The organism is Leclercia sp. Marseille-Q4284 (genome assembly GCF_916618945.1).
Classification (GTDB): Bacteria; Pseudomonadota; Gammaproteobacteria; order Enterobacterales; family Enterobacteriaceae; genus Enterobacter; species Enterobacter tamurae.
Map to the genome: position 1 here is coordinate 551,108 of NZ_CAKAKG010000001.1, position 25,823 is coordinate 576,930.

The 25,823-nt window shown below is 54.1% G+C and carries 20 protein-coding genes, 1 tRNA gene and 3 rRNA genes; 16 read left to right on the plus strand and 8 right to left on the minus strand.

Annotated features, from left to right (window positions below):
* The first annotated feature begins 291 nt into the window (after window positions 1-291).
* From LG383_RS02570 to LG383_RS02595, 6 genes are all read left to right on the plus strand, one after another.
* Window positions 292-1,831, plus strand: a 16S ribosomal RNA gene (locus tag LG383_RS02570).
* 87 nt (window positions 1,832-1,918) lie between these two features.
* A tRNA-Glu gene (locus LG383_RS02575) sits at window positions 1,919-1,993 on the plus strand.
* A 219-nt stretch (window positions 1,994-2,212) separates the two neighbouring features.
* Window positions 2,213-5,118, plus strand: a 23S ribosomal RNA gene (locus LG383_RS02580).
* A 95-nt stretch (window positions 5,119-5,213) separates the two neighbouring features.
* Window positions 5,214-5,329: ribosomal RNA gene (rrf, locus tag LG383_RS02585) — 5S ribosomal RNA — on the plus strand.
* The 16S, 23S and 5S rRNA genes sit together here with 1 tRNA gene alongside, the layout of an rRNA operon.
* A gap of 115 nt (window positions 5,330-5,444) precedes the next feature.
* Window positions 5,445-5,900 (plus strand): DUF4385 domain-containing protein, encoded by a 456-nt coding sequence (locus LG383_RS02590; RefSeq protein WP_225758264.1) that lies wholly within the window; start codon window positions 5,445-5,447, stop codon window positions 5,898-5,900.
* Between the two features lie 152 nt (window positions 5,901-6,052).
* Window positions 6,053-7,360 (plus strand): MFS transporter, encoded by a 1,308-nt coding sequence (locus LG383_RS02595; protein WP_225758265.1) that lies wholly within the window; start codon window positions 6,053-6,055, stop codon window positions 7,358-7,360.
* On the opposite strand, the gene LG383_RS02600 is transcribed toward LG383_RS02595, so the two are convergent.
* The 5 genes from LG383_RS02600 to trxC all read right to left on the minus strand — a co-directional run bounded on the left by LG383_RS02600 (window position 7,357) and on the right by trxC (window position 13,078).
* Window positions 7,357-7,692, minus strand: a complete 336-nt coding sequence (locus tag LG383_RS02600) for a YfiM family lipoprotein (protein WP_370635117.1) — start codon at window positions 7,690-7,692, stop codon at window positions 7,357-7,359. The two genes, LG383_RS02595 and LG383_RS02600, sit on opposite strands and share 4 nt — an antisense overlap.
* Before the next feature lie 31 nt (window positions 7,693-7,723).
* Window positions 7,724-9,079, minus strand: coding sequence for a CDP-diacylglycerol--serine O-phosphatidyltransferase (gene pssA, locus LG383_RS02605; protein ID WP_106994548.1), 1,356 nt, complete (start codon window positions 9,077-9,079; stop codon window positions 7,724-7,726).
* A gap of 110 nt (window positions 9,080-9,189) precedes the next feature.
* Window positions 9,190-11,853: a protein lysine acetyltransferase gene (gene pat / locus LG383_RS02615; RefSeq protein WP_225758266.1), complete on the minus strand. Its 2,664-nt coding sequence runs from the start codon at window positions 11,851-11,853 to the stop codon at window positions 9,190-9,192.
* Between the two features lie 35 nt (window positions 11,854-11,888).
* Window positions 11,889-12,587: a tRNA-uridine aminocarboxypropyltransferase gene (locus LG383_RS02620; RefSeq protein ID WP_106994550.1), complete on the minus strand. Its 699-nt coding sequence runs from the start codon at window positions 12,585-12,587 to the stop codon at window positions 11,889-11,891.
* A gap of 71 nt (window positions 12,588-12,658) precedes the next feature.
* Entirely contained in the window at window positions 12,659-13,078 is a 420-nt protein-coding gene (trxC, locus tag LG383_RS02625) for a thioredoxin TrxC (RefSeq protein ID WP_106994551.1), read from the minus strand.
* 206 nt (window positions 13,079-13,284) lie between these two features.
* On the opposite strand from trxC, the gene LG383_RS02630 reads away from it, so the two are divergent.
* Window positions 13,285-14,385 (plus strand): tRNA/rRNA methyltransferase, encoded by a 1,101-nt coding sequence (locus tag LG383_RS02630; protein WP_106994552.1) that lies wholly within the window; start codon window positions 13,285-13,287, stop codon window positions 14,383-14,385.
* An 89-nt stretch (window positions 14,386-14,474) separates the two neighbouring features.
* Here the strand turns inward: LG383_RS02630 and ung are convergent, their stop codons facing one another.
* Window positions 14,475-15,164: a uracil-DNA glycosylase gene (ung, locus tag LG383_RS02635; RefSeq protein ID WP_166183406.1), complete on the minus strand. Its 690-nt coding sequence runs from the start codon at window positions 15,162-15,164 to the stop codon at window positions 14,475-14,477.
* A gap of 315 nt (window positions 15,165-15,479) precedes the next feature.
* Between ung and grcA the strand changes: the two genes are divergently transcribed.
* Complete coding sequence (gene grcA / locus LG383_RS02640) at window positions 15,480-15,863, plus strand: autonomous glycyl radical cofactor GrcA (protein ID WP_039029771.1); 384 nt, start codon at window positions 15,480-15,482, stop codon at window positions 15,861-15,863.
* 51 nt (window positions 15,864-15,914) lie between these two features.
* Here grcA and srmB read toward each other — a convergent pair whose 3' ends face one another.
* The gene (gene srmB / locus LG383_RS02645; RefSeq protein WP_166183404.1) at window positions 15,915-17,243 is read right to left on the minus strand and encodes an ATP-dependent RNA helicase SrmB; all 1,329 of its coding nucleotides are present in this window, start codon (window positions 17,241-17,243) and stop codon (window positions 15,915-15,917) included.
* 132 nt (window positions 17,244-17,375) lie between these two features.
* Here srmB and LG383_RS02650 point away from each other — a divergent pair, with 132 nt between their 5' ends.
* Window positions 17,376-18,113, plus strand: coding sequence for a tRNA1(Val) (adenine(37)-N6)-methyltransferase (locus LG383_RS02650; RefSeq protein ID WP_225758267.1), 738 nt, complete (start codon window positions 17,376-17,378; stop codon window positions 18,111-18,113).
* On the opposite strand, the gene nadB is transcribed toward LG383_RS02650, so the two are convergent.
* Entirely contained in the window at window positions 18,098-19,717 is a 1,620-nt protein-coding gene (gene nadB, locus LG383_RS02655) for an L-aspartate oxidase (RefSeq protein WP_225758268.1), read from the minus strand. The genes LG383_RS02650 and nadB overlap by 16 nt on opposite strands.
* Window positions 19,718-20,065: 348 nt before the next feature.
* On the opposite strand from nadB, the gene rseD reads away from it, so the two are divergent.
* From rseD to lepB, 7 genes are all read left to right on the plus strand, one after another.
* Window positions 20,066-20,143, plus strand: coding sequence for a rpoE leader peptide RseD (gene rseD / locus LG383_RS22930; protein ID WP_223263911.1), 78 nt, complete (start codon window positions 20,066-20,068; stop codon window positions 20,141-20,143).
* A complete protein-coding gene (gene rpoE, locus LG383_RS02665; RefSeq protein WP_032613187.1) occupies window positions 20,140-20,715 on the plus strand; it encodes an RNA polymerase sigma factor RpoE in 576 nt (191 codons plus the stop codon). Before rseD ends, rpoE begins: the two co-directional genes overlap by 4 nt.
* 31 nt (window positions 20,716-20,746) lie before the next feature.
* Complete coding sequence (gene rseA, locus LG383_RS02670; protein WP_106994557.1) at window positions 20,747-21,397, plus strand: anti-sigma-E factor RseA; 651 nt, start codon at window positions 20,747-20,749, stop codon at window positions 21,395-21,397.
* Window positions 21,397-22,350 carry a sigma-E factor regulatory protein RseB gene (rseB, locus tag LG383_RS02675; RefSeq protein WP_106994558.1) on the plus strand — a complete coding sequence of 318 codons (954 nt, stop codon included), beginning with the start codon at window positions 21,397-21,399 and terminating at the stop codon, window positions 22,348-22,350. Before rseA ends, rseB begins: the two co-directional genes overlap by 1 nt.
* The gene (rseC, locus tag LG383_RS02680) at window positions 22,347-22,823 is read left to right on the plus strand and encodes a SoxR-reducing system protein RseC (protein ID WP_106994559.1); all 477 of its coding nucleotides are present in this window, start codon (window positions 22,347-22,349) and stop codon (window positions 22,821-22,823) included. The genes rseB and rseC overlap by 4 nt, the downstream gene beginning before the upstream one ends.
* Before the next feature lie 183 nt (window positions 22,824-23,006).
* A complete protein-coding gene (gene lepA / locus LG383_RS02685; protein ID WP_106994560.1) occupies window positions 23,007-24,806 on the plus strand; it encodes a translation elongation factor 4 in 1,800 nt (599 codons plus the stop codon).
* A 17-nt stretch (window positions 24,807-24,823) separates the two neighbouring features.
* Window positions 24,824-25,798 (plus strand): signal peptidase I, encoded by a 975-nt coding sequence (gene lepB, locus LG383_RS02690; protein ID WP_106994561.1) that lies wholly within the window; start codon window positions 24,824-24,826, stop codon window positions 25,796-25,798.
* The last annotated feature ends 25 nt before the right edge of the window (window positions 25,799-25,823 follow it).

The following is a 25,823-nucleotide window of genomic DNA, read 5'->3' on the forward strand; positions in this document are numbered from 1 at the left end:
TGCCTATAATGCGCCTCCACTGACACGGAATAACGGCAAACAAGCCGCCGGGTCAGCAGAGAAAAGCGTGAAATTATCGCTTGACTCTGAAAGGGGAAAACGTATTATACGGGACCTCGCAACGGTGAGCGAAAGCCGCGTTGCACTGCTCTTTAACAATTTATCAGACAATCTGTGTGGGCACTCAAAGTGACATGGATTCTTAACGTCGCAAGACGATAAATGAATACCAAAGTCTCTGAGTGAACATACGTAATTCATTACGAAGTTTAATTCACGAGCATCAAACTTAAATTGAAGAGTTTGATCATGGCTCAGATTGAACGCTGGCGGCAGGCCTAACACATGCAAGTCGAACGGTAGCACAGAGAGCTTGCTCTCGGGTGACGAGTGGCGGACGGGTGAGTAATGTCTGGGAAACTGCCTGATGGAGGGGGATAACTACTGGAAACGGTAGCTAATACCGCATAACGTCGCAAGACCAAAGAGGGGGACCTTCGGGCCTCTTGCCATCAGATGTGCCCAGATGGGATTAGCTAGTAGGTGGGGTAATGGCTCACCTAGGCGACGATCCCTAGCTGGTCTGAGAGGATGACCAGCCACACTGGAACTGAGACACGGTCCAGACTCCTACGGGAGGCAGCAGTGGGGAATATTGCACAATGGGCGCAAGCCTGATGCAGCCATGCCGCGTGTATGAAGAAGGCCTTCGGGTTGTAAAGTACTTTCAGCGAGGAGGAAGGCGGTGAGGTTAATAACCTCATCGATTGACGTTACTCGCAGAAGAAGCACCGGCTAACTCCGTGCCAGCAGCCGCGGTAATACGGAGGGTGCAAGCGTTAATCGGAATTACTGGGCGTAAAGCGCACGCAGGCGGTCTGTCAAGTCGGATGTGAAATCCCCGGGCTCAACCTGGGAACTGCATTCGAAACTGGCAGGCTAGAGTCTTGTAGAGGGGGGTAGAATTCCAGGTGTAGCGGTGAAATGCGTAGAGATCTGGAGGAATACCGGTGGCGAAGGCGGCCCCCTGGACAAAGACTGACGCTCAGGTGCGAAAGCGTGGGGAGCAAACAGGATTAGATACCCTGGTAGTCCACGCCGTAAACGATGTCGACTTGGAGGTTGTTCCCTTGAGGAGTGGCTTCCGGAGCTAACGCGTTAAGTCGACCGCCTGGGGAGTACGGCCGCAAGGTTAAAACTCAAATGAATTGACGGGGGCCCGCACAAGCGGTGGAGCATGTGGTTTAATTCGATGCAACGCGAAGAACCTTACCTACTCTTGACATCCAGAGAACTTAGCAGAGATGCTTTGGTGCCTTCGGGAACTCTGAGACAGGTGCTGCATGGCTGTCGTCAGCTCGTGTTGTGAAATGTTGGGTTAAGTCCCGCAACGAGCGCAACCCTTATCCTTTGTTGCCAGCGGTTAGGCCGGGAACTCAAAGGAGACTGCCAGTGATAAACTGGAGGAAGGTGGGGATGACGTCAAGTCATCATGGCCCTTACGAGTAGGGCTACACACGTGCTACAATGGCGCATACAAAGAGAAGCGACCTCGCGAGAGCAAGCGGACCTCATAAAGTGCGTCGTAGTCCGGATTGGAGTCTGCAACTCGACTCCATGAAGTCGGAATCGCTAGTAATCGTAGATCAGAATGCTACGGTGAATACGTTCCCGGGCCTTGTACACACCGCCCGTCACACCATGGGAGTGGGTTGCAAAAGAAGTAGGTAGCTTAACCTTCGGGAGGGCGCTTACCACTTTGTGATTCATGACTGGGGTGAAGTCGTAACAAGGTAACCGTAGGGGAACCTGCGGTTGGATCACCTCCTTACCTTAAAGAACCTGCCTTTGCAGTGCTCACACAGATTGTCTGATGAAAAGTAACGAGCAAGACGGCTGCGAAGTCGCGACACATCGTGTCCCCTTCGTCTAGCGGTTAGGACTCCGCCCTTTCACGGCGGCAACAGGGGTTCGAATCCCCTAGGGGACGCCACTTGCTGGGTGTGAGTGAAAGGCACAACCAATCAGTATCTCAAAACTGACTGTTAAGTCATGTTTGAAATATTTGCTCTTTAAAAATCTGGATCAAGCTGAAAATTGAAACGACACACTGTGTCTGCTCTCCGTAATAAGAGCAGATGGTAGGTGTGTTCGAGTCTCTCAAATTTTCGCAAAACGATGATGAATCGAAAGAGACATCTTCGGGTTGTGAGGTTAAGCGACTAAGCGTACACGGTGGATGCCTAGGCAGTCAGAGGCGATGAAGGACGTGCTAATCTGCGATAAGCGTCGGTAAGGTGATATGAACCGTTATAACCGACGATTTCCGAATGGGGAAACCCAGTGCAATCCGTTGCACTATCGTTAAGTGAATACATAGCTTAACGAAGCGAACCAGGGGAACTGAAACATCTAAGTACCCTGAGGAAAAGAAATCAACCGAGATTCCCCCAGTAGCGGCGAGCGAACGGGGAGCAGCCCAGAGTCTGAATCAGCATGTGTGTCAGTGGAAGCGTCTGGAAAGTCGCAGGGTACAGGGTGATACTCCCGTACACGAAGATACACCTGCTGTGAACTCGAAGAGTAGGGCGGGACACGTGGTATCCTGTCTGAATATGGGGGGACCATCCTCCAAGGCTAAATACTCCTGACTGACCGATAGTGAACCAGTACCGTGAGGGAAAGGCGAAAAGAACCCCGGCGAGGGGAGTGAAAAAGAACCTGAAACCGTGTACGTACAAGCAGTGGGAGCACCTTCGTGGTGTGACTGCGTACCTTTTGTATAATGGGTCAGCGACTTATATTCTGTAGCAAGGTTAACCGTATAGGGGAGCCGAAGGGAAACCGAGTCTTAACTGGGCGTTAAGTTGCAGGGTATAGACCCGAAACCCGGTGATCTAGCCATGGGCAGGTTGAAGGTTGGGTAACACTAACTGGAGGACCGAACCGACTAATGTTGAAAAATTAGCGGATGACTTGTGGCTGGGGGTGAAAGGCCAATCAAACCGGGAGATAGCTGGTTCTCCCCGAAAGCTATTTAGGTAGCGCCTCGTGAACTCATCTCCGGGGGTAGAGCACTGTTTCGGCTAGGGGGCCATCCCGGCTTACCAACCCGATGCAAACTGCGAATACCGGAGAATGTTATCACGGGAGACACACGGCGGGTGCTAACGTCCGTCGTGAAGAGGGAAACAACCCAGACCGCCAGCTAAGGTCCCAAAGTCATGGTTAAGTGGGAAACGATGTGGGAAGGCACAGACAGCCAGGATGTTGGCTTAGAAGCAGCCATCATTTAAAGAAAGCGTAATAGCTCACTGGTCGAGTCGGCCTGCGCGGAAGATGTAACGGGGCTAAACCATGCACCGAAGCTGCGGCAGCGACACTATGTGTTGTTGGGTAGGGGAGCGTTCTGTAAGCCGTCGAAGGTGGACTGTGAGGTCTGCTGGAGGTATCAGAAGTGCGAATGCTGACATAAGTAACGATAAAGCGGGTGAAAAACCCGCTCGCCGGAAGACCAAGGGTTCCTGTCCAACGTTAATCGGGGCAGGGTGAGTCGACCCCTAAGGCGAGGCCGAAAGGCGTAGTCGATGGGAAACAGGTTAATATTCCTGTACTCGGTGTTACTGCGAAGGGGGGACGGAGAAGGCTATGTTGGCCGGGCGACGGTTGTCCCGGTTTAAGCATGTAGGCGGAGGTTCCAGGTAAATCCGGAACCTTACTAACGCTGAGGTGTGATGACGAGGCACTACGGTGCTGAAGCAACAAATGCCCTGCTTCCAGGAAAAGCCTCTAAGCATCAGGTAACATCAAATCGTACCCCAAACCGACACAGGTGGTCAGGTAGAGAATACCAAGGCGCTTGAGAGAACTCGGGTGAAGGAACTAGGCAAAATGGTGCCGTAACTTCGGGAGAAGGCACGCTGATGGTAAGTGAAGCGACTTGCTCGTGGAGCTGAAATCAGTCGAAGATACCAGCTGGCTGCAACTGTTTATTAAAAACACAGCACTGTGCAAACACGAAAGTGGACGTATACGGTGTGACGCCTGCCCGGTGCCGGAAGGTTAATTGATGGGGTTAGCGGCAACGCGAAGCTCTTGATCGAAGCCCCGGTAAACGGCGGCCGTAACTATAACGGTCCTAAGGTAGCGAAATTCCTTGTCGGGTAAGTTCCGACCTGCACGAATGGCGTAATGATGGCCAGGCTGTCTCCACCCGAGACTCAGTGAAATTGAAATCGCTGTGAAGATGCAGTGTACCCGCGGCAAGACGGAAAGACCCCGTGAACCTTTACTATAGCTTGACACTGAACACTGGTCCTTGATGTGTAGGATAGGTGGGAGGCTTTGAAGCGTGGACGCCAGTCTGCGTGGAGCCAACCTTGAAATACCACCCTTTAATGGCTGGTGTTCTAACGTGGACCCGTAATCCGGGTTGCGGACAGTGTCTGGTGGGTAGTTTGACTGGGGCGGTCTCCTCCTAAAGAGTAACGGAGGAGCACGAAGGTTAGCTAATCCTGGTCGGACATCAGGAGGTTAGTGCAATGGCATAAGCTAGCTTGACTGCGAGAGTGACGGCTCGAGCAGGTGCGAAAGCAGGTCATAGTGATCCGGTGGTTCTGTATGGAAGGGCCATCGCTCAACGGATAAAAGGTACTCCGGGGATAACAGGCTGATACCGCCCAAGAGTTCATATCGACGGCGGTGTTTGGCACCTCGATGTCGGCTCATCACATCCTGGGGCTGAAGTAGGTCCCAAGGGTACGGCTGTTCGCCGTTTAAAGTGGTACGCGAGCTGGGTTTAGAACGTCGTGAGACAGTTCGGTCCCTATCTGCCGTGGGCGCTGGAGAATTGAGGGGGGCTGCTCCTAGTACGAGAGGACCGGAGTGGACGCATCACTGGTGTTCGGGTTGTCATGCCAATGGCACTGCCCGGTAGCTAAATGCGGAAAAGATAAGTGCTGAAAGCATCTAAGCACGAAACTTGCCCCGAGATGAGTTCTCCCTGACCCTTTAAGGGTCCTGAAGGAACGTTGAAGACGACGACGTTGATAGGTCGGGTGTGTAAGCGCAGCGATGCGTTGAGCTAACCGATACTAATGAACCGTGAGGCTTAACCTTACAACGCCGAAGCTGTTTCGGCGGATTTGAAGACGATTTTCAGCTGATTACAGATTACTCATCACGCCTGAGGGCGGGGTGAACAACAGAATTTGCCTGGCGGCTGTAGCGCGGTGGTCCCACCTGACCCCATGCCGAACTCAGAAGTGAAACGCCGTAGCGCCGATGGTAGTGTGGGGTCTCCCCATGCGAGAGTAGGGAACTGCCAGGCATCAATTAAAGAAACCCCGTACCGGAAGGTGCGGGGTTTTTTGCATTTCCCGAACCGGGCAAACTTCACAATCTCTGGCTAAAATAACAAGATACGCATCATCAGCGAGGTTATTTTGCCGAACCCACCCTTTAACTATGAACAGGATTTCGCCAACACCAACTTTCGTGATCACCCTGAGCTTTACCAGGTGGGGCGGGGAGAGCAAGGTGTTCTGCTGGTTGAACCTTACAAAAGTGAAATCCTGCCTTACTGGCGATACAAGAATGCTGAGGTTGCGACAAAATCTGCGCAGGAGATTTACGCGTTATTTGAGCAATACCGCCAGCAAGACGATTTCGTTGGTATGGACATGGCCAGAAAATTTATTCAGATGGGTTTTACCCGCGCCAGACGCTACGCCAACCATAAAGGCGGGAAAAAGTACGATGATGAACGCAATGTTCGTCCGTTAGATCATGATCCCGTTAAAGCCGAAGCGGCAAAAGTTTTCAAAGGATGGTGGGATAAAATTCGCGCCGATGAAGATTATTTGCAAAGAAAACAAGCGCATCAAAAAAAATGGGGATGAAAATGGCTTCCCTAGCAGCCCCCATTTTATGATATGTCTCACAAAATTAAATGAAACATAATAGAAACAATTTTTTTACCTAACGTTAAATTTTAAATCTGGTTTTACTGGAATGGGTGCAATGGCCCGCAATGTAAGACAGGGGATTTAAAATGACAGAAACCGTAGCAAGTACAGATACGGATAGTAAAAAAGCAACAGAGGGCGACACTCGCCGTAGGATCTGGGCAATCGTCGGTGCATCTTCAGGCAATCTGGTTGAATGGTTCGACTTTTACGTTTACTCGTTTTGCTCACTCTACTTTGCCCATATCTTCTTCCCATCTGGCAATACCACGACCCAGCTGCTGCAAACGGCAGGCGTCTTCGCCGCCGGCTTTTTAATGCGCCCAATTGGCGGCTGGTTGTTTGGTCGTATTGCCGATCGTAAAGGGCGTAAAACGTCCATGCTGATCTCCGTCTGCATGATGTGTTTCGGCTCTTTAGTTATCGCCTGTTTGCCCGGCTATGACGTGATTGGCACATGGGCACCGGCCTTACTGTTACTGGCGCGATTGTTCCAGGGTCTTTCCGTCGGGGGAGAATATGGCACAAGCGCGACTTATATGAGTGAAGTCGCAGTGGAAGGGCGTAAAGGTTTTTATGCCTCTTTTCAGTATGTAACGCTGATTGGCGGTCAGCTGTTGGCGCTCCTGGCCGTGGTGATCCTGCAGCAGGTGTTAAGTGATGAAGATCTCCGGGCATGGGGATGGCGTATTCCTTTTGCGCTCGGCGCAGTACTTGCCGTTGTGGCGTTATGGTTACGCCGTCAGCTGGAAGAAACATCACGAAAAGAGGTGAGAGCGTTAAAAGAGGCGGGTTCATTCAAAGGCTTATGGCGTAACCGGAAAGCATTTTTGATGGTGCTTGGCTTTACCGCAGGCGGCTCGCTCACCTTCTATACCTTCACAACCTATATGCAGAAGTATCTGGTTAATACCACGGGCATGCACGCTAACGTGGCGAGTATGGTCATGACGGGGGCGCTATTTGTCTTTATGCTCATACAGCCTGTTATCGGCGCGCTATCGGATAAAATCGGCCGCCGGAATTCAATGCTGATCTTTGGCGGCTTGTCGGCGTTATGCACAGTACCTATTCTCACGGCGCTTCAGCATGTTTCTTCCCCTTATGCCGCGTTCGCCCTGGTAATGGTCGCGCTGATCATAGCCAGTTTTTACACCTCGATCAGCGGTATCCTTAAAGCAGAGATGTTCCCCGCTCAGGTGCGTGCCCTGGGAGTTGGGTTGTCTTATGCGGTGGCGAATGCGCTGTTTGGCGGTTCGGCGGAATATGTCGCGCTGTCACTGAAGTCGGTAGGCAGTGAAACGACCTTCTTCTGGTACGTCACGCTGATGGGCGCGCTGGCGTTTGTCGTCTCTTTAATGCTGCACCGAAAAGGGAAGGGGATCCGTCTTTAGTGCTCCGCCAGTTGCCACAGGCTATAGCCAGCAGTGGCCCCGGCGATATCCCACGCAAAATCTTTCCAGCTCCAGCCGCTCCCCGCCGGGCGGCTGTCCCACAGCTCTTTCGATGCTCCCAGACTTACCGAAAACATCAGGCCGTACGCAGCGCTACGATCGTGGCTAACACCCTGGCGTTGGGCATATTCATTACCCGCGGCTGACAGCATCGCCGATGCTAAAAAGTGTTGCGCCTTATCCTGACCCGACCAGCTATCCTGAGCCATATGGCTGCAGCCGGACAGTACCAGGCAGCTCATTAACAGGAAATAACGCACAACGACCTCCATAAAAAAGCCCCGTCAATGACAGGGCTGAAGATTACAAGATGCGGCTGATTAAGCGATCGATTCGGATCCTGCGCAGACGGCGGATCAGCTTTCTGACCTTAACCGGGTAATCAGCGATGCTTTGCAGATCGCGATAATGATTCACCACCGTGGTGTGGGTGCGGATCAGCTCCAGCTCACGCTCGCGTTGAGCGGCCAGTTCATGACGCGGGTCGTGGATCAGAATGGCATTCTCAAGATCCAGTCGCCATGCGCGCGGGTTGAGGTTATTCCCCGTCAGCAGCATCCACTCATCATCAACCCACATCCCTTTCAGGTGATAGCTGTTGTCTTCATCTTTCCAGAGACGTACCACCAGCTGATCGGTATTCACATAATACTGCAGGCGGCTCAGGAAGCGGCGCAGATTGATCTCATACAGATAAGGCAGGGCACCGATGATCTTAAACGGCTGATCTTCCGGAATGAAGAAATCGTTCGCGGTTTTATCGCCCACGATAATCTCTACCTTTTTGCCGTCGCGTAAGAGCTGAATGATATTACGCACCAGCACAGCCGGCAGGTTGAAGTATGGCGTACAGATGGTCAGCTTATGCTCGGTACACGGCATAAGATGGAAAATGGTCTTATTGAGCAGGCTGGATTTTCCCAGGCCTACCAGCGGAGTCACCGCAAGCTGTTCGTTGTCTGCATCACCCTGGAAATGGAACATGGCATCGCGCAGTTCCTGACGGAAAAGGCGAATGTCATTTTTGATCTCCGGACTTTTTGGACGATGGGGATCGTCAAGACGATTCACGCCGCGGCCACGCACCAGGTTCTGATCCACCCACCCGAACATGACGTCCGCCATACGGGCATTACGTACCAGGTGATAGCGATCGTAACGGTATTTATCCAGCTGGTGCAGATAGACGTCATTCAGGCTCGCGCCGCTGTACAGCACGCAGTCATCAATGATAAAGCCTTTGAAATGCAGTACACCGAGCGCTTCACGGGTGTTGACCGGGACACCATAAACCGCCACGTCTACGCCAGGGTTTTCCTGCGCCATGCGGCAATACCAGTCGGCATTGGTGTTGGAAGCGGCCGCACCGATACGGCCGCGCTGGGCGCGATGCCAGTCAACCAGGATGCGGACATCCAGTTCAGGGCGCTGACGTTTGGCCTCGTATACCGCGCGTAAAATGGCGCTGCCGCCTTCATCCTGTTCAAGATAAAGCGCGATAATGCAAATACGATGCGTTGCGCTGGCAATTTTTTCCAGTAGCGTCTCCCGAAAATCGGCGGGAGCATAAAAGAACTCTACATCATCAACTGACTGAGAAAGCTTCGGTAGTTGAGCAAGGTGTTGTTGATGTTTATTACGCTTAAATTTGGACAACATCACAGTGCGTTTCTTCTCTGTTCATTGAAGGATTATGTGGACTATGCAGACAACAGAAGCGGGCAATCATACCATCAGTGCCGTTTAAAGTGGTCAACATTTCCAGTACCTTACTCTTGTTTACCTGCCGACATCAGCGCCAGCGTCAACCCGACAATGCCGTCTTCCAGCTGAATATCAACGGTAAAGCCTAATTTTCGCGCCAGGGCGATCATGCCACGGTTGTTGGGCATAGTAATGCCGTTGAGGCGGATAAGTCCGTGATCTCGCGTATAACCGATCAGCTTTTCCAGTAACCGTCTTCCTAACCCCAACCCTTTTAGATCGGAGCGAACCAGCACCGCAAATTCTGCATCGACGTTATCGGGATCGGAGATAGCGCGCGTCACGCCAAGGATCTCATCGCCCTCATCAGTGCGGCGGACGGCAACAAACGCCATTTCCCGATCGTAGTCGATCTGCGTCATATTGGCTAAATCTTCGTGGGTAAATTCGTTGATTTCACTAAAGTAGCGATAGTACAGATCTTCTTTTGTTACCTGGGCGATAAAGCGCTGCAGCTGCGGTTCATCTTCCGGCAGGATGGGACGAAATAGCGACTGCTCGCCATTTTTCATCTCCACCCACTCCTCAAGCTGATGGGGGTAAGGGCGGATCGCCAGTCGGCTTTCGCGATCGCCGGTAAAGGCTGCCACATCCATCGTCACATCCAGCGCCGTCAGCTCGCTGCCGGAGGCCAGTAAAGGATGAATATCCAGGCGCTGGATTTCCGGGCTGTCGACAATCAGGTTCGATACCTGCACCAGGAACTGGCTCAGGGCGGCAATATCCAGCGGTCGCAAGGCGCTGCGCCCGCGGATCTTCTTGCTTTTGATTGCCTGAATGACCAGATAACGGGCGAGGTTCATGTTCAGTGGAGGTAAGGCAACCACCGCTTGATCTTCAGGGCGCCACTCCACGCCTCCTTCACCCAGCATGATCAGCGGACCGAAGACCGGATCCTGTTCTACCACCACCCGTAGCTCCTGCGCACCCGCACGGTTGGCCATGCTTTGCACCAGCAGGCCATGGATCCGTGCCTGAGGCCAGGTCATTTTAACGCGATCGATAATCGCATCAGCCGCCTGCTGAACTTCCGCCGCGGTGCGCAGGTACAGCATCACGCCCTGTACTTCTGACTTATGCGGGATATCGGGGGAACGCAGTTTCAGCGCCACCGGATAACCAATCTGCTCGGCGATATGCACCGCTTCCGCGCTGTCGCTGGCGATCCAGGTCGGTAGGGTATGAATGCCAAAGGCGTTGAGGATCGGCTGCACCTCATGGGTATCCAGCGAACGCGCGCCGTCGTCAATGGCACGTTGCAGCAGGGCCCGGGCATGTCCGGTATTAGCCGTCAGATTCCCCGGCAGCGCAGGTGTTTCCCGCAGCTGTTTCTGGTTACGCCGGTACTCCACCATATGCATAAAGGCAGTGATGGTGCCTTCCGGGGTGCGGTATGTTGGCAATCCCGCCTCGCTGAACAGGCGCCGCGCCTCCTGCGAAGAAAACTCACCGCACCAGTTGGTTAGCAGCGACACGTATTTCCCTCGCGGATGCTTCTTCACGGCCTCAATCAGTGAACGAGCGCTTTCGCTACCCGGCGCTGCAGCGCTTGGGGAGTGAATGACCATCAGGGCATCAAAATCCTGGCTTTCCAGCAGGATGTTGAGGACGCTGATATAGCGATCGCTGCTGGCATCATCGCGCAAATCAAGGGGATTACCCGGCTCTACGCCGGGCGGAAGCGTCTCACGCAGGCGCTGGAGTGTCTCTTCGCTGAGCGCGGCCAGCTTCCCGTTGCGCAGCCAGAGCTCGTCCAGCGCCAGCGCGGCCGGGGCGGCACCGTTGCTGATGATCATCAGCCGCTCTCCCCGGAGCGGACGCATATGGCTCAGCGTTTCGACAGCGGAAAAGAGTTCGTGGGTATCCTGAACGCGCAATAAGCCAGCACGCTGGATGGCCGCATCCCAGGCCGGATCCATCCCCGAATGCGAATGCAGCAGACGCTGGGCAGCCGGGCTGCGTCCGCTTTTGATCACCAGAATCGGTTTATTGCGCGAGGCGCTGCGGGCCGCCGACACAAAGCGTCGCGCGTCGCTAAGATGCTCAAGGTAAAGCAGGATGGCGCTGGTTTTGGTATCGCGCGCCAGGAAATCCAGCAGCTCGTCGACATCAATGTCCAGCCCATCGCCCAGGGCGATGAAGTAGGAGAATCCCATCTCGCGCTGCTGGGCCCAGTCGAGGATGGTATTGGAGACGGCCGCCGACTGGGAGATAAAGGCCAGCTTGCCTTTACGTATCGGAACGGGAGAGAAACTGGCGTTCAACCCCTGCCAGGGGGCCAGCAGGCCAAGGCTGTTTGGCCCCAGGAGTCGCATCTGGTATCGCGCCGCGCAGGCCATCAGCTCTTTCTGCTGTTCAGGCGGCGAGGAGAGAATGATGCAGGTTTTACAGCCCTTTTTCCCCAGCGCCTCAAGGAGCGTTATATTGCGTCGGGCATGGGTACAGAGCACCGCGAGATCGGGGATAAAGGGCAGGCTGTCCACATCGGGCCAGGCCAGGACGCCCAGCACGGCTTTATACGCGGGCGTCACCGGCAGGATCGGGCCGTTAAAACCGCCTGCGAGCAGGTTTCGCATCATCAGGTAACCGGCGCGTTCGGGTTTCATCGACGCGCCGATCACGGCGATGGATTTGGGGCGGAGTAAGGCTTCTAACCCGCGCTGGCTCATACAAGTCTCCTGAAAGGGCGAGTGACCTGATGATTTTAAACGCTTTCCGGCTCCGCTGCTGTGATGCTTCCCGTACGAATGGGTTTTCCGGCCAGATAGCGTTCACGGAAAAGAGAGAAGTGATCGCCCAGCGCGTTCGCCGCCTGCACATCTCCCGCCAGATCCAGCAGGGCAATTGCCACTTCGGCGGTGCAGTACTGGCCGTCCGCATGAGCTTCGCGCAGGCGGTAATTTGAAACGCGCGACAGATCGACGGAGATAACCGGCAAAGCATCCAGGTAAGGGCTCTTGCGGAACATCTTGCGCGCCTCGGTCCAGGTTCCATCCAGCATGATAAACAGCGGCGGCTTTCCGGAAGGCGGAGCCGTCAGCACCTGACGCGTATCACCGGCATAGGAGGCCGGGAACACTACCATCGGTTGATAATCGGGGCTGGTGACGAGATCGAGCAGCGCCTGTGGCGGCTCAGTGCGTGACCACTGGAAGGCGATAGTATCCGGTAAAATATCCGCGATCAGCCGTCCGGTATTGCTGGGCTTCATCGGTTCAGTATCAAACATCACCAGACAAAAACGGCTTTCGGCATGGCTGGGGGTCAGGGTCGCGCACAGGCATTGCTTAAGCGGCAGCAGGCAACGCTGACAGCGACGAATGCGGTTACCACGGGCAAGAAAGGGGCGAGTCGCACGCGCCAGGCGTTCGGCGCGCAATTGCAGTACGGCGTTATCAGTCATGGGGGAGTGCGCAGAAAAAACGCCATTCTCGCAGAGGCGAGAGCGGGGCACAAGTTACGTGCCCCGGAATATCAGAGGGATTCGTTCAGCCAGCTATCAAACGGCGCTTTAGGGACTGCACCGTTCAGCATATCGACAACTTCACCATTCTTGAAAATCATGATGGTCGGGATACTGCGAATGCGGAAGCGGGCGCTTAACTCACGTTCAGCCTCGGTGTTCACTTTTACGAAACGCATTTTCCCGCTACGCTCCTCAGCGACATCTTCAAAGATTGGCGCGAAGTTACGGCACGGGCCGCACCACGGGGCCCAGAAATCGACCACTACCGGCAGATCGTCCTTCAGCAGTTTATCCAGAGTTGCACCGGTAGCATTAATGACATCACCATCGAACAATTCATGACCGCAGCGTCCGCATTTTGCTCCATCATCAACTCGATCATCCGGAATGCGGTTAAGAGCCTGGCAGTTGGCACATACGGTATTCATAACTAACCTCAGGTAGAGCGGGGGGACAAATCGGCAACATGCCGGTTATGTTTCCAATATGTTACATATTATCAACGACCCTGTTTGAAACGACAATGCGTTTTATTCAATGAGAACAATAGTCACAGGCTTTTATACGAAGTAATGGCTATGCGCGGGTACATCGGGTAATCTGCGCGCTTCGCGCAGCGCTGGTGGAGAAAAGCATGAACGACGAACTGAAAAACAAAAGCGGCAAGGTCAAAGTGATGTATGTCCGCAGTGATGATGACTCTGATAAACGCACCGAAAATCCGCGTACCGGAAAAGGCGGCGGGCGTCCAGGGCCATCTCGTGCAGACGGTGGCCGTCGCCCCGCCCGCGATGAGAGAAACAGCCGCGGTGATGACCGCAAACGCGACGATCGTAAACGTGACGACCGTAAGCGTGATGATTTCAAACGCGACGACTTTAACCGCGATGCGTCCCCATGGCGTACCGTTTCCCGCGCGCCAGGCGATGAGTCCAAAGCGCCTGTCGATCACGGCAGCATGGCCGGTAAAACGGTTATTGATCCGGAAGTGATCCGCCGTCAGCGCGCGGAAGAGACCCGCGTCTATGGCGAAAATGCCTGTCAGGCTCTGTTCCAGAGCCGTCCGGACTGCATCGTGCGCGCCTGGTTTATCCAGAGCGTCACGCCGCGTTTCAAAGAAGCGCTGCGCTGGATGGCGGCTAATCGCAAAGCCTACCACGTTGTAGACGATGCAGAGATCACTAAAGCGTCTGGCACCGAACACCACGGTGGCGTCTGCTTCCTGATTAAGAAACGTAACGGGACAACCGTTAAGCAGTGGGTCAGCCAGGCTGATGAAGATGACTGCGTACTTGCCCTGGAAGACGTAGGCAACCCGCACAACCTCGGCGCGATGATGCGCAGCTGCGCCCATTTCGGCGTGAAAGGGGTACTGTTGCAGGATGCGGCTCTGCTGGAATCCGGTGCGGCAATCCGTACGGCAGAAGGCGGTGCGGAGCACGTTCAGCCGATCACTGGCGACAGCGTACTGGAAGCGATTGAGCAGTTCCGTAAAGCAGGCTATGCCATTGTGACCACCTCCAGCCATAAAGGTACGACGCCGCTGTTTAAAGCGACGCTGCCGCGTAAAATGGTGTTGGTTCTGGGTCAGGAGCGTGATGGTCTGACCGATGCGGCACTGTCCAGCGCCGATCTGAGCGTCTCTATCGATGGCACCGGCAATGTAGAAAGCCTCAATGTATCCGTTGCGACCGGCGTTCTGCTGGCGGAGTGGTGGCGTCAGAACAAAGCGTAATCCCGCTTTGTCTGTAGGCCGGGTAAGGCGAAGCCGCCACCCGGCAATATGCCCGGTGGCGCTACGCTTACCGGGCCTACATATCTTATCTACTCACTTTCAGCCGGTAACTCTGGCATCCAGTCAATTGGCGTTTCGCCCTGTTTCTCCAGCCATTCATTCGCCAGCACAAAATGATTACAGCCAAAAAAGCCGCGATGCGCTGACAGCGGTGATGGGTGCGGTGCTTTCAGGACATGATGACGCTGGGTATCAATGATCGCCCCTTTCTTCTGCGCGTGCGATCCCCACAGTAAAAACACTACCCCCTCCCGATGCTGATTAATCAGGCTGATGACTTTATCCGTAAACGTCTCCCAGCCGAGACTGGCATGTGAATGCGCCTGTCCGGCGCGAACCGTCAGCACGGTGTTGAGCAACAGTACGCCCTGACGCGCCCAGCTTTCCAGATAGCCATGCGCAGGCCGGGTAAAGCCGGGGACCGAGGCTTCCAGTTCTTTATACATATTCAGCAGGGAAGGAGGGGTAGCCACGCCCGGACGCACGGAAAAGGCCAGACCGTGCGCCTGACCCGGTCCGTGATAAGGATCCTGGCCCAGGATCACCACTTTGACATCGGCCAGTTCGGTAAAACGAAAGGCGTTAAAGACGTCTTTCTGAGGCGGATAGATGGTGGTGCCGGACTCACGTTCAGCGGCTACCGTATTCAGGGTGTTGACGAAATAAGGCTGCTTTTTCTCATCGGCCAGTACATCGTGCCAGGTTAAAGGTGTTGTCATCTCGCTCTCCTGCGAATTTTCTCTGTCCCTAGCTTAACTGCTTATGACGAGGGCGCAAAATTGCCGGGGGAAAAAGGTCATCTTACTGAAAAATATTTAAAAAATTACGACGTTTTTTGAATTCTGGCTTTGGGGAAAAATTGATATAAAACAATAATCTCCCGCTATCACCCTTTTACTGGTGTGGTTTTTATTGATTTAAGTCAAAGAATGCCGAGGGGTTGACTGATATATATACACTCAAGCAACAATGGTTTTACCAATTGCCCTAAACAACGGGCGACACCCAATAGTGTAGTTTAAGGGAGGCAACACATGATTACTGGTATCCAGATTACTAAAGCTGCAAACGACGACCTGCTGAACTCTTTCTGGCTGCTGGACAGCGAAAAAGGCGAAGCGCGCTGCGTATGTGCAAAAGCAGGCTTTGCTGAAGATGAAGTTGTTCAGGTTAATGCCCTGGGCGAGATCGAATATCGCGAAATCCCAATGGAAATCAAACCGGAAGTGCGTGTGGAAGGCGGTCAGCATCTGAACGTTAACGTACTGCGTCGCGAAACACTGGAAGACGCCGTTAAGCATCCGGAAAAATATCCGCAGCTGACCATTCGCGTTTCTGGCTATGCTGTTCGTTTCAACTCACTGACTGCAGAGCAGCAGCGTGACGTGATTGCCCGTACCTTTACTGCCAGCCTCTAATCGCTGTCAGTATGCAGATAAAAAAACGCCGGGTTAACCCCGGCGTTTTTTTTACTCTTCTTTCTGCGAAGCTGGCTCGCTGCCGCTTGGCTTACGACGCTTGCCTATGTTCTTAGCATCACGGTGGCGTTGCTTCACGCGTGGTTTTTCTTTTTCTTTCTCTTTTTTCTCTGCACGCTTAGCGAGTACTTTCTTCGACGGCTTACCCGTCATTTTTTCGCTTGGCGGACGCGTCGTCGGGCGCAGTTCATCAATCACGCGCGCTTTAACCGGCTCGTCGATATAGCGGCCCACTTTCTGCAGCAGCAGATAGTCATGCGCCTCTACCAGAGAAATCGCCGTGCCTTTCAGGCCTGCACGTCCGGTACGACCGATACGGTGGAGGTAGACATCTCCACTGCGCGGCATGTCGAAGTTAATCACATGGCTTACTTCAGGAATATCAATACCACGCGCCGCCACGTCGGTGGCAACCAGCACATTTACGCGACCTTCAGTCAGGCGTTTAATCCCTTCGGTACGTTTAATCTGTGCCATCTCGCCTTCGAGATAACAGTTGTTAATCCCTGCGGCACGGAGTTGTTCAGCCAGTTCATGCACACGCTCACGTTTACGTACAAAGACGATGGTACGCGTCGTATCATCCTGTTTTAACAGGTGCTTAAGTAACTCAAGCTTATGCTCGTAGTTATCGGCACGATAATACCACTGGTGAATTTTTTTGCGCTCACGCGTGGACGGCGTGGCAGAGACCTCAGCCGGATCGTCAAGCAGACGCTCAGCGAAGTCCTTAATGGCATCACCTTCAAGCGTCGCAGAAAACAGCATGGTCTGTTTGCGCCAGCGGGTTTCGCCTGCGATGTGTTCAATATCCTGCGCGAAGCCCAGCTCCAGCATGCGGTCCGCTTCATCCAGAATCAGCGTTTCAACAGCACGGCAGTCAAAGTTTTCTTCTTTGATGTACTGCATCAAACGTCCGGTGGTGGCGACCACGATATCCTGGTTCTCACTGAACACTTCAGCGTGGTTCATGTAGGCCACGCCACCGGTGATGGTCGCGATATCCAGATGGGTATTGGCGGCCAGTTCACGCGCATGCTCCGCAACCTGAACGGCTAACTCACGTGTCGGGGTCAGAATAAGGATACGCGGTGGGCCGGATTTCTTGCGTGGAAAATCAATCAGATGCTGCAAGACGGGCAGCAGGTACGCCGCTGTTTTACCGGTGCCTGTCGGCGCTGAACCGAGTACGTCGCGGCCTTCTAACGCAGGCGGAATGGCTGCCGCCTGGATGGCAGTCGGGCGTGTGAAGCCTTTATTCTGGAGGGCTTCCAGAAGGCTTTCGTCGAGTTCAAGTTCGGAAAAAGTCGTTACAGTCATGTTCTACCTCTGTGTGGGGCGCTGATTATAGACGTTATGGCTGCGATCTTCATCTGTTTGTGTGGATATCCCTTTTCCGTCGTTACGCTTTCCCCTATGCTACACCCGTTTCATTTTGAAGGTTGCTCTGACATGTCTCAACTCAAAGCGCAGTTGCGCCGCGATGGTTTTACCTTTAAGCAGTTCTTTGTCGCGCACGATCGCTGTGCGATGAAAGTCGGCACTGATGGCATTTTACTGGGAGCATGGGCACCGGTAGCGGGCGTTAAACGTATCCTCGATATTGGCAGCGGCAGCGGATTATTAGCGCTGATGCTGGCTCAGCGTACCGGGGAGTCTGTTACCCTGGATGCGGTTGAGCTGGATCCACAGGCGGCCGAACAGGCGGCGGAAAACGTGGCTGAATCACCCTGGGCTGCTCGTATCACTCTCCATTGTGCGGATGTACTTACCTGGGCGCCAGAGCAAACGGCTCGCTATGACTTAATTGTCAGCAATCCTCCTTATTATGAACCCGGCGTCGGGTGCGCAACGCCCGAGCGCGATCAAGCTCGTTCAACCGGCTCCCTCGATCACAGCGCACTGTTAGCCTGTGCGGCGGCGTTGATCACTGAAGAGGGCTTTTTCTGCGTGGTATTACCGGAAAGCGCGGGCAGTACGCTTATTAATAATGCTCTGGAGATGGGGTGGTATTTGCGCCTGCGCACCGATATTGCTGACACGGACGGCAGACTGCCGCACCGGGTGCTGGTGGCGCTGTCGCCGAAAGAAGGGGAGTGCTTCAGCGACAGGATGGTGATCCGTGGGCCAGACCAGCGTTATTCCGAAGATTACACGGCGCTGACCCACCCGTTCTATCTGTTTATGTGAGCCAGCGGCGAGAGCACCGACGGCCCGGAATGCTCAAGCTGTTCCGGGTAGTCGAGCGTGTAATGCAGGCCGCGGCTCTCTTTACGCATCATTGCGCAGCGCACTATTAACTCAGCCACCTGAACCAGATTACGTAACTCCAGCAGGTTGTTCGATACGCGGAAGTGGGCGTAATACTCGTCAATCTCCTGCTGTAGCATTGTAATGCGGCGCAGGGCACGCTCCAGTCGCTTGGTAGTGCGCACAATCCCGACGTAATCCCACATAAAGAGGCGCAGCTCGTGCCAGTTATGCTGGATCACCACCAGTTCATCCGGGTTTTCCACGCGACTCTCATCCCAGGCAGGCAGGTTTTCCGCCTGGCGGGCATAAGGCATACGCTTTGAGATATCTTCTGCCGCCGACCAGCCGTAGACCAGGCACTCCAGCAGGGAGTTAGATGCCATACGGTTGGCGCCATGCAGACCGGTATAACTCACTTCGCCGATGGCATACAGACCGTCGACATCGGTCCGGCCATGATCGTCCACCATCACCCCGCCACAGGTATAGTGCGCTGCGGGCACCACAGGCATCGGCTCTTTGGTGATGTCGATGCCCAACCCCAACAGTTTTTCATAGATGGTCGGGAAGTGCTGACGCACAAACTCTTCGGGCTTGTGGCTGATATCCAGATACATGCAGTCCACGCCCAGGCGCTTCATTTCATGATCGATGGCGCGGGCCACGACATCACGCGGGGCCAGCTCGCCTCGCTCGTCGAAGTCCGGCATAAAGCGCGTGCCGTCGGGGCGTTTCAGGTGCGCACCTTCACCGCGCAGGGCTTCGGTAAGCACGAAATTGCGGGCCTGAGGGTGGAATAACGCGGTGGGGTGGAACTGATTAAATTCCAGGTTGGCTACGCGACAACCTGCACGCCAGGCCATGGCAATCCCGTCGCCTGAGGAGATATCCGGGTTGGTGGTGTACTGATACACCTTAGAGGCACCGCCCGTTGCCAGCACCACCGATTTGGCGCGGCAGGTTTCTACCGTCTCTTTATTACGGTTCCAGACCCAGGCACCCACGACGCGGCGCGTGCCCGGCAGGCCAATCTTGTCGGAAATGATCAAATCCACCGCATTGCTGCGTTCCAGTACCTGGATATTCGGATGACTCAACGCCTGGCTCACCAGCGTTGTTTCCACCTCTTTACCGGTAGCATCCGCAGCGTGCAGGATACGGCGATGGCTATGGCCACCTTCCCGGGTCAGGTGGTAACTCTCTTCCCCGTTGGGCTGCACATGCGTATCAAACAACACACCCTGATCGATAAGCCACTGCACACAGTGACGGGCATTGCTGGCGACAAACTCCGCGGCGTGTTTATCCACGATACCGCCGCCGGCAATCAGAGTATCTTCCACATGCGAGTCGATACTGTCCGTTTCATCAAACACAGCGGCAATCCCCCCCTGTGCATAGAGGGTGGAGCCTTCGCTGATGGGACCTTTGCTGAGGACAATCACTTTCTGGTGTGAGGCAAGTCGCAGCGCCAGTGAAAGGCCAGCGGCACCGCTGCCGATAATCAGTACGTCACAGGAGAGTTCAGAAATTGCGTTCATGATGTGTGTTTAATTTACTAAACAATGTTTGGCCAGCATAGCACCCGATTGCGATGAATCGCACGTTTTTTTTAAGCTGGGTTGCAATGACTAAACAGGGCGTCTGGCGCGGACAGACACAAAAAGAGCGAAAATATTTTGCGAAGCAGATCGTTAGCTTCAGATTATGTGGTGAAATAAAGCCCGTCTTGCGGTACCCTGCAAGCGGTAAAATGCCAATTCTTATCAGAAACTGGGTGCGTTTCAGTATCAGACTTATAATGATAGAAAATGAACAGTCTGCGACGCGATTAACAAAAACAAAGGCGTGACGGAACTTTTCGAAAAAAAGACCCTCAAAGCAACTGCTTGCTCACAGTGCAGTGTTTGGAGTGGCGTTTCGATAACGCGTGGATTTTAGGTTTGGGGAGACATTACCTCGGATGAGCGAGCAGTTAACGGACCAGATTCTGGTTGAACGGGTCCAGAAGGGAGATCAGAAAGCCTTTAACTTACTGGTGGTGCGCTACCAGCATAAGGTGGCGAGTCTGGTATCCCGCTATGTACCTTCAGGGGATGTTCCTGATGTGGTGCAAGAATCTTTTATCAAAGCCTATCGCGCGCTGGAATCTTTCCGGGGAGATAGTGCTTTTTACACCTGGCTGTATCGTATTGCGGTCAATACTGCCAAGAACTACCTCGTCGCTCAGGGCCGTCGTCCGCCTTCAAGCGATGTTGACGCCATCGACGCAGAAAATTTTGAAAGCGGCGGCGCGTTAAAAGAAATTTCGAACCCTGAGAACTTAATGTTGTCAGAAGAACTGAGACAAATAGTTTTTCGCACCATCGAGTCGCTCCCGGAAGATTTACGCATGGCAATTACATTGCGGGAGTTAGATGGCCTGAGCTATGAAGAGATAGCCGCTATCATGGATTGCCCGGTCGGTACGGTTCGCTCACGAATTTTTCGTGCGCGAGAAGCTATTGATAATAAAGTTCAACCGCTAATCAGGCGTTGACGATAGCGGGATACTGGAAAAGGTATTAGGCATGCAGAAAGAACAACTTTCCGCTTTAATGGATGGTGAGACGCTGGACAGTGAGATGCTCAACGAGCTCTCTCGCTCTCCTGAGATGCAAAAAACCTGGGAGAGTTATCATCTCATCCGCGATACCTTGCGCGGTGATACCAGCGACGTCCTCCATTTCGATATCTCAGCTCGCGTAATGGCTGCCATCGAGAATGAACCTGTTTCTCAGGCCACTCCGCTGATTCCTGAAGCCCAACCGGCACCGCACCTGTGGCAGAAGATGCCTTTCTGGAACAAAGTGCGTCCCTGGGCGAGTCAACTGACGCAAATGGGCGTCGCTGCGTGCGTATCGCTTGCAGTTATCGTTGGCGTCCAGCAGTATAACAATCAATCTGAAGTCAGCCAGCAACCAGAAGCGCCAGTGTTTAACACACTGCCGATGATGGGCAAAGCCAGCCCGGTAAGCCTGGGTATTCCTTCTGATGCATCGGCAGGCGCCGGTCAGCAGCAGCAGGTACAAGAGCAACGCCGTCGCATTAATGCGATGTTGCAGGACTACGAATTGCAGCGCCGCCTGCATTCCGAGCAACTTCAGTTTGAGCAGGCGCAAACCCAGCAGGCTGCTGTGCAAGTGCCTGGAAACCAAACTTTAGGAACGCAATCGCAGTAATGAAGCAACTTTGGTGCGCCATGTCTCTGATGGCGGGTAGCCTGTTGTTCACTGTCAACGCCTCGGCTGATGTATCGTCCGGGGCGTTGTTACAGCAGATGAACCAGGCCAGCCAGTCACTCAACTATGAGCTGGCTTTTATCAGTATCAATAAGCAGGGTGTAGAGTCGTTACGCTATCGCCATGCCCGTCTTGATAAACAGCCGCTTGCCCAGCTTTTGCAGATGGATGGTCCGCGCCGCGAAGTCGTGCAGCGTGGCAATGAAATCAGCTATTTTGAGCCGGGTCTTGAACCCTTTACGCTGAACGGCGATTACATCGTTGATTCGCTGCCTTCGCTCATCTATACCGACTTCAAACGGCTTGCCCCTTACTACGATTTTATCGCCGTAGGTCGTACCCGCATCGCCGATCGGCTATGTGAAGTACTACGTGTGGTTGCAAGGGACGGAACGCGTTATAGCTATATCGTCTGGATGGATGCGGAAACAAAATTACCCATGCGGGTTGATCTGCTGGATCGTGATGGCGAGACGCTGGAACAGTTCCGGGTGATCTCCTTCACCATTGACGATCAGGTCGGCAACAGCATGCAGAATCTGGCAAAAGCCAACCTGCCGCCGCTGCTCTCTGTGCCGGCAGGCGATCCCATCAAGTTTAACTGGGCACCAGACTGGATCCCTCAGGGCTTCAGTGAAGTGTCCAGCAGTCGACGTCAGCTGCCGACGATTGATACCGCGGTTGAATCCCGTCTTTACTCCGACGGTCTGTTCAGCTTCTCGGTTAACGTCAATCGGGCAACACCGGTCAGCGCCGATCAGATGTTGCGTACCGGACGCCGCACCGTGAGTACCAGCGTGCGTGATAACGCCGAGATCACCGTGGTGGGCGAACTGCCGCCGCAGACGGCGAAACGCATCGCCGACAGCATTAAATTCAGGGCCGGACAATGATCAAAGAGTGGGCAACTGTCGTTTCATGGCATGAGGGCGTTGCGCTGGTTCACTGTGACGTTAAAGCGTCCTGTAACAGCTGCGCCTCCCGCGCCGGTTGCGGAAGCCGGGTGCTGAACAAACTCGGGCCGCAAACATCACATACCATTAGCGTGCCCAGCACAGAGCCGCTGGTGACAGGACAAAAAGTCGAGTTAGGGATCGCCGAAGGCAGCCTGCTCGGCTCGGCGATGCTGGTCTATCTCTCTCCGCTGGTGGGGCTGTTTGCCCTGGGCGGTCTATTCCAGGTGCTGTTTGGTACCGATCCTGCCGCGATGTGCGGTGCAGCCCTGGGGGGCGTGGGTGGCTTTTTACTCGCCCGCGGCTTTTCGTCCAGGCTTGCCGTGCGCGAGGAGTGGCAGCCCGTTATTCTCAGCGTCGGCTTGCCCCCCGATCAACTTCGTGTCGAAATGCTCTCTTCTGAAGCCCGGTGATGTCACCGGGCTTTGTTTATTTACATCTCATAAAAGAAAACGCCGGATCTAAGCGCTAAGCTTGCTGGAAGAGCATTTCCCGGTGAAGGAGATGTAGTGTAGAATGCTGCGTTTTCGCACTGAAAAACGTCAGGCTATGAACAGCGGCCTCCAGGAATTCGTAAGGCATAATTATTTAACTATATGAAGAACATACGTAACTTTTCGATCATTGCTCACATTGACCACGGTAAGTCGACGCTGTCTGACCGTATTATCCAGATTTGCGGTGGCCTGTCTGATCGTGAAATGGCAGCCCAGGTACTGGACTCCATGGACCTGGAACGCGAACGCGGTATTACCATTAAAGCGCAGAGCGTTACGCTCGACTATAAAGCGTCTGACGGTGAAACCTACCAACTCAACTTTATCGACACCCCAGGCCACGTTGACTTCTCCTATGAAGTATCCCGTTCGCTGGCGGCCTGTGAAGGCGCGCTGCTGGTGGTTGATGCCGGGCAGGGCGTAGAAGCCCAGACTCTGGCCAACTGCTATACCGCGATGGAAATGGACCTTGAAGTGGTGCCGGTTCTGAACAAAATCGACCTGCCAGCCGCCGATCCTGAGCGCGTAGCGGAAGAGATTGAAGATATCGTCGGTATCGATGCCACGGACGCTGTGCGCTGTTCGGCAAAAACCGGCGTCGGCGTTCCCGATGTGCTGGAACGTCTGGTGCGTGACATCCCGGCCCCGGAAGGTGACGCTGATGCGCCACTGCAGGCGCTGATCATCGACTCCTGGTTCGATAACTATCTCGGCGTTGTCTCATTGGTGCGTATCAAAAACGGCACCATGCGCAAAGGCGACAAAATTAAAGTGATGAGCACCGGACAGGTTTATAACGCTGACCGTCTGGGGATCTTCACGCCAAAACAGGTTGACCGTACCGAGCTGAAATGCGGCGAGGTAGGCTGGCTGGTGTGCGCCATTAAAGACATTCTCGGCGCACCAGTAGGCGATACTCTGACCCAGGCGCGTAACCCGGCAGATAAAGCGCTGCCAGGGTTCAAAAAGGTGAAACCGCAGGTTTACGCGGGTCTGTTCCCGGTCAGCTCCGACGATTACGAGAACTTCCGTGACGCGCTCGGCAAGCTAAGCCTGAACGATGCCTCCCTGTTCTATGAGCCAGAAAGCTCAACGGCGCTGGGCTTCGGCTTCCGCTGTGGCTTCCTCGGCCTGCTGCACATGGAGATCATCCAGGAGCGTCTGGAGCGTGAATACGATCTGGACCTGATCACCACCGCCCCGACGGTAGTCTACGAAGTAGAAACCACTTCGAAAGAAGTTATCTACGTCGACAGCCCATCCAAGCTGCCGCCGCTGAATAATATTCATGAGCTGCGCGAGCCGATCGCGGAGTGTCACATGCTGCTGCCGCAGGAGTTCCTGGGGAACGTCATCACGCTGTGTATCGAAAAACGCGGCGTGCAGACCAACATGGTTTACCACGGTAACCAGGTTGCGTTGACCTATGAAATCCCGATGGCAGAAGTGGTGCTCGACTTCTTCGACCGTCTGAAGTCCACCTCCCGCGGTTATGCGTCGCTGGATTACAACTTCAAACGCTTCCAGGCCTCTAACATGGTGCGTGTGGACGTGCTGATCAACAGCGAGCGCGTTGATGCGCTGGCGCTGATCACTCACAACGACAATGCCCCGTACCGTGGTCGCGAGCTGGTCGAGAAGATGAAAGAGCTCATCCCACGCCAGCAGTTCGACATTGCGATTCAGGCGGCCATTGGCAACCACATCATCGCCCGTGCGACGGTGAAACAGTTGCGTAAAAACGTTCTGGCAAAATGCTATGGCGGTGACGTCAGCCGTAAGAAAAAGCTGCTCCAGAAGCAGAAAGAAGGTAAGAAGCGTATGAAGCAGGTCGGTAACGTCGAGCTGCCGCAGGAAGCGTTCCTCGCCATTCTGCACGTGGGTAAAGACGGAAAATAATCCTATAAGGAGTTGGCATGGCGAACATGTTTGCCCTGATCCTGGTGATTGCCACCCTGGTGACGGGGCTGTTGTGGTGTCTGGATAAGTTTATCTTTGCCCCAAAACGCCGCGAACGTCAGGCCGCCGCACAGGCGGCCACGGGCGACCAGTTAGAGGCGAAAACCCTGAAAAAAGTCAGCCCGAAGCCGGGCTGGCTGGAAACCGGCGCTTCCGTCTTTCCGGTGCTGGCGATTGTGCTGGTGGTGCGTTCGTTTATCTATGAACCTTTTCAGATCCCATCCGGTTCGATGATGCCAACGCTGCTGATCGGTGATTTTATTCTGGTGGAAAAGTTTGCCTACGGCATTAAAGATCCGATTTACCAGAAGACGCTGATCGAAACCGGTCATCCGAAACGTGGCGATATCGTGGTGTTTAAATATCCGGACGATCCGCGTCTGGATTACATCAAGCGCACCGTCGGCGTGCCGGGCGATAAGGTGACGTATAATCCGGTCTCGAAAGAGGTGACGGTTCAGCCAGGTTGCAGTTCCGGTACGGCCTGTGGCAGTGCGTTAGCGGTGACTTACTCCGGCGTTGAGCCAAGTGATTTCGTGCAGACGTTTGCCCGTCGCAACGGCGGCGAAGCCACCAGCGGATTCTTCCAGCTGCCGAAAGGCGAGACCAAAGAGAACGGTATTCGTCTGAACGAGCGTAAAGAGACGCTGGGTGATGTAACGCACCGTATCCTGACCGTCTCCATCGCTCAGGATCAGCTGGGGATGTACTATCAGCAGCAGGGGCAGCAGCTGGCGACCTGGATTGTGCCACCGGGACATTACTTCATGATGGGTGATAACCGCGACAACAGCGCGGACAGCCGTTACTGGGGCTTTGTACCGGAAGCGAATCTGGTTGGCAAAGCGACCACCATCTGGATGAGCTTTGAGAAACAGGAAGGCGAATGGCCAACCGGCGTACGGTTAAATCGTATTGGCGGCATCCATTAATTCCTCATAAATGAGCACGTAGTCT